At 39.8% G+C, this 3,306-nt stretch carries 3 protein-coding genes; all 3 read left to right on the forward strand.

All coding sequences use genetic code 11. The features are described 5' to 3' along the window. Window positions 1-1,510, forward strand: a 1,510-nt coding sequence (locus HSISS2_RS02490) for a formate--tetrahydrofolate ligase (protein WP_042766921.1), incomplete at its 5' end; no start/stop codon positions are given. Window positions 1,511-1,705: 195 nt separating this feature from the next. After that, window positions 1,706-2,380: a response regulator transcription factor gene (locus tag HSISS2_RS02495; protein ID WP_021145215.1), complete on the forward strand. Its 675-nt coding sequence runs from the start codon at window positions 1,706-1,708 to the stop codon at window positions 2,378-2,380. Beyond that, a partial coding sequence (locus tag HSISS2_RS02500) for a histidine kinase dimerization/phospho-acceptor domain-containing protein (protein ID WP_042766922.1) occupies window positions 2,370-3,306 on the forward strand: 937 nt, incomplete at its 3' end. The genes HSISS2_RS02495 and HSISS2_RS02500, both read left to right, overlap by 11 nt.

Below are 3,306 nucleotides of genomic sequence, written 5' to 3' on the forward strand. Positions count from 1 at the left end.
GAAAATTGATTTGGTGACAGCTATCAACCCAACACCAGCTGGTGAAGGGAAGTCAACCATGTCAATTGGTCTTGCAGATGCTCTTAACAAAATTGGTAAGAAAACAATGATTGCCCTTCGTGAACCATCTCTTGGTCCGGTTATGGGAATCAAAGGTGGTGCTGCAGGTGGTGGTTACGCTCAAGTGCTTCCGATGGAAGATATCAACCTCCACTTCACAGGGGATATGCACGCTATTACTACAGCGAATAATGCTTTGTCAGCCCTTCTTGACAACCATATTCATCAAGGAAATGCTCTCGGCATTGACCAACGTCGTATCATTTGGAAACGTGTGGTTGACCTTAATGACCGTGCGCTTCGTCATGTAAACGTTGGTCTTGGCGGACCACTTAATGGTATTCCACGTGAAGATGGTTTTGATATTACTGTTGCGTCTGAAATCATGGCGATTCTTTGCTTGGCTACTGATATTAATGACCTTAAAGAACGTTTGGCTAACATTGTAGTTGCCTACCGTTATGACCGTACACCAGTTTATGTACGTGATCTTGAAATTGAAGGTGCGCTTACCCTTATTCTTAAAGATGCCATCAAACCTAACTTGGTACAGACAATTTATGGGACACCAGCCTTGGTACACGGTGGTCCATTTGCCAATATCGCTCACGGATGTAACTCAGTTCTAGCTACAGCTACAGCTCTTCGTTTGGCTGATTATACGATTACTGAAGCAGGTTTCGGTGCTGACCTTGGTGCTGAAAAATTCCTTGATATCAAGACTCCAAACCTCCCGACAACTCCTGATGCTGTTGTTATTGTTGCGACACTTCGTGCCCTTAAAATGCACGGTGGGGTAGCCAAAACGGACCTCTCTGAAGAAAATGTTCAGGCCGTTCGTGATGGCTTCGCAAACTTGAAACGTCATGTGGAAAACGTTCGTAAATTTGGTCTTCCAGCAGTCGTTGCTATTAACGAGTTTGTTGCTGATACAGAAGCTGAAATTGCAGCCCTTAAAGAACTTTGTGCAGAAATCGATGTTCCTGTTGAATTGGCTAGCGTTTGGGCTAATGGTGCTGATGGTGGTATTGACCTTGCCAACGCGGTTGTTGATGCTGTTGAAAATGAGAATGCTGACTATAAACGTCTTTATTCTGATGATGATAGCTTGGAAGCGAAAATCACTAAGATTGTTACTGAAATCTATGGTGGTAAATCAGTTGTCTTCGAGAAAAAAGCTAAGAACCAGCTCAAACAATTTGCAGAATTTGGTTGGGACAAATTGCCAGTATGTATGGCTAAAACACAATACAGCTTCTCTGATAATCAATTCTTACTCGGGGCTCCAGAAGGCTTCGATATCACGATTCGTGAGTTCATTCCTAAGACTGGTGCCGGCTTTATCGTAGCTCTTACAGGTAATGTCATGACCATGCCTGGTTTGCCAAAAGCCCCAGCAGCCCTCAAGATGGATGTTGCTGAAGACGGAACAGCAATTGGTTTGTTCTAATAACAAATATTTCTTGGAAACAGTGCCAGTTGGTGCTGTTTTTTTGCTCTATTTATGAAAAACTTAAGGAAGATAAGATAAACTGAGTCTTAACGAAAGAAAATAAAGCACTAGAAGATTAAGTGTATTTTCGATATAATGGGAAGACTTAGAGAGATATATGACTAGGTTTTGCACCTAGTAAGGGAGATAACTATGATTAAAATATTACTAGTTGAAGATGATTTGAGTTTGTCAAACTCAGTTTTTGATTTTTTAGATGATTTTGCTGATGTTATGCAAGTTTTTGATGGTGACGAGGGTCTCTATGAGGCTGAGAGTGGGGTTTATGACTTAATCCTTCTAGATCTTATGTTACCTGAAAAAGATGGTTTTACGGTCTTGAAGGAGCTACGTGAAAAAGGAGTCACAACACCTGTTCTCATTATGACCGCTAAGGAAAGTCTTGATGATAAGGGGCACGGTTTTGAGCTTGGCGCTGATGATTACCTTACCAAACCTTTCTATTTGGAAGAGCTAAAAATGCGTATTCAAGCACTTTTGAAACGCTCTGGTAAATTTGACCAAAACACCCTCTCTTTTGGGGATGTCCGTGTTAATCTTTCTACGAATTCAACTTTCGTGGGAGACAAAGAAGTGGAACTTCTAGGTAAAGAGTTTGATTTGCTGGTTTACTTCCTACAAAATCAAAATGTCATCCTACCTAAGTCACAAATTTTTGACCGTCTCTGGGGATTTGATAGTGATACTACCGTCTCTGTTGTTGAGGTTTATGTTTCAAAAATTCGTAAGAAATTGAAGGGAACTGACTTTGCGGCTAACCTTCAAACTTTGAGAAGCGTGGGGTATATTTTGAAAAATGCTGACTAAGTTTTTCAATTATCTCTTAAGGAGAATCAAGTCAGACGGTTTTAAGACTTTCATCCATTTCTTTGCGACTTTTTCTGGTATTTTCCTCATCATGACTGTCATGATATTGCAAATTTTGAGTTATGGTGTTTACTCTAATGTTGATTCTAGTTTGAAAATTGCAGCAAACAAATCAAATTCTTATTTGGAAATGGAGATGTTGAAACGAGAACTCTTTGTGACTTCTGAGGTAGATCAAAACAATACGACAACTATTTATCAGACATATGATACCAAAGGGTCTTCAGAGCCGCCTAAAACCAGTGCTAATAATCAAGATTCTAAAAAGAAAAAATCTAAGATGGAAGATGCTCCTCATGATTTATCAGTGGCTGCTAATACAAGTGTTCTCGTTCTTGATAAAGATGGCAAAGTCTTAAATACTGTTGATAAATTTTCTAGCTTGACCAATCTCTCAATTGATAGAAGTAATCTTGACATTATTAGTCAAGGTAGTGCTCAGAATTACTTCAATCAGACTGAAAAGTATCGTTTGATTACTGAAAAGGTAGATAGTAGTCTATACCCTGATGCTAAGTATGTTGTTATCGCTATCAACACGACTCAGTTAGAGGAGGCGACTGAACGTTACGTTAAGCTAATCGTCATTATGATGAGTTTCTTCTGGCTGTTGTCTGTAGCAGCAAGTATGTATCTGGCCAAATGGTCAAGACGTCCTATCCAAGAAAGTTTGGAAAAGCAGAAGGCCTTTGTTGAAAATGCTAGTCACGAGTTAAGGACGCCTCTTGCAGTCATTCAAAACCGTCTTGAAGTTCTTTTCCGTAAGCCAGAGAGTACAATTTTAGACAATTCGGAGAATATTGCATCAAGTCTAGATGAAGTACGTAATATGCGTCTTTTGACAACAAATCTTTTGAATTTGGCCC

The sequence above is a fragment of the Streptococcus sp. HSISS2 genome (assembly GCF_000448665.1).
GTDB classification, from domain to species: Bacteria; Bacillota; Bacilli; order Lactobacillales; family Streptococcaceae; genus Streptococcus; species Streptococcus raffinosi.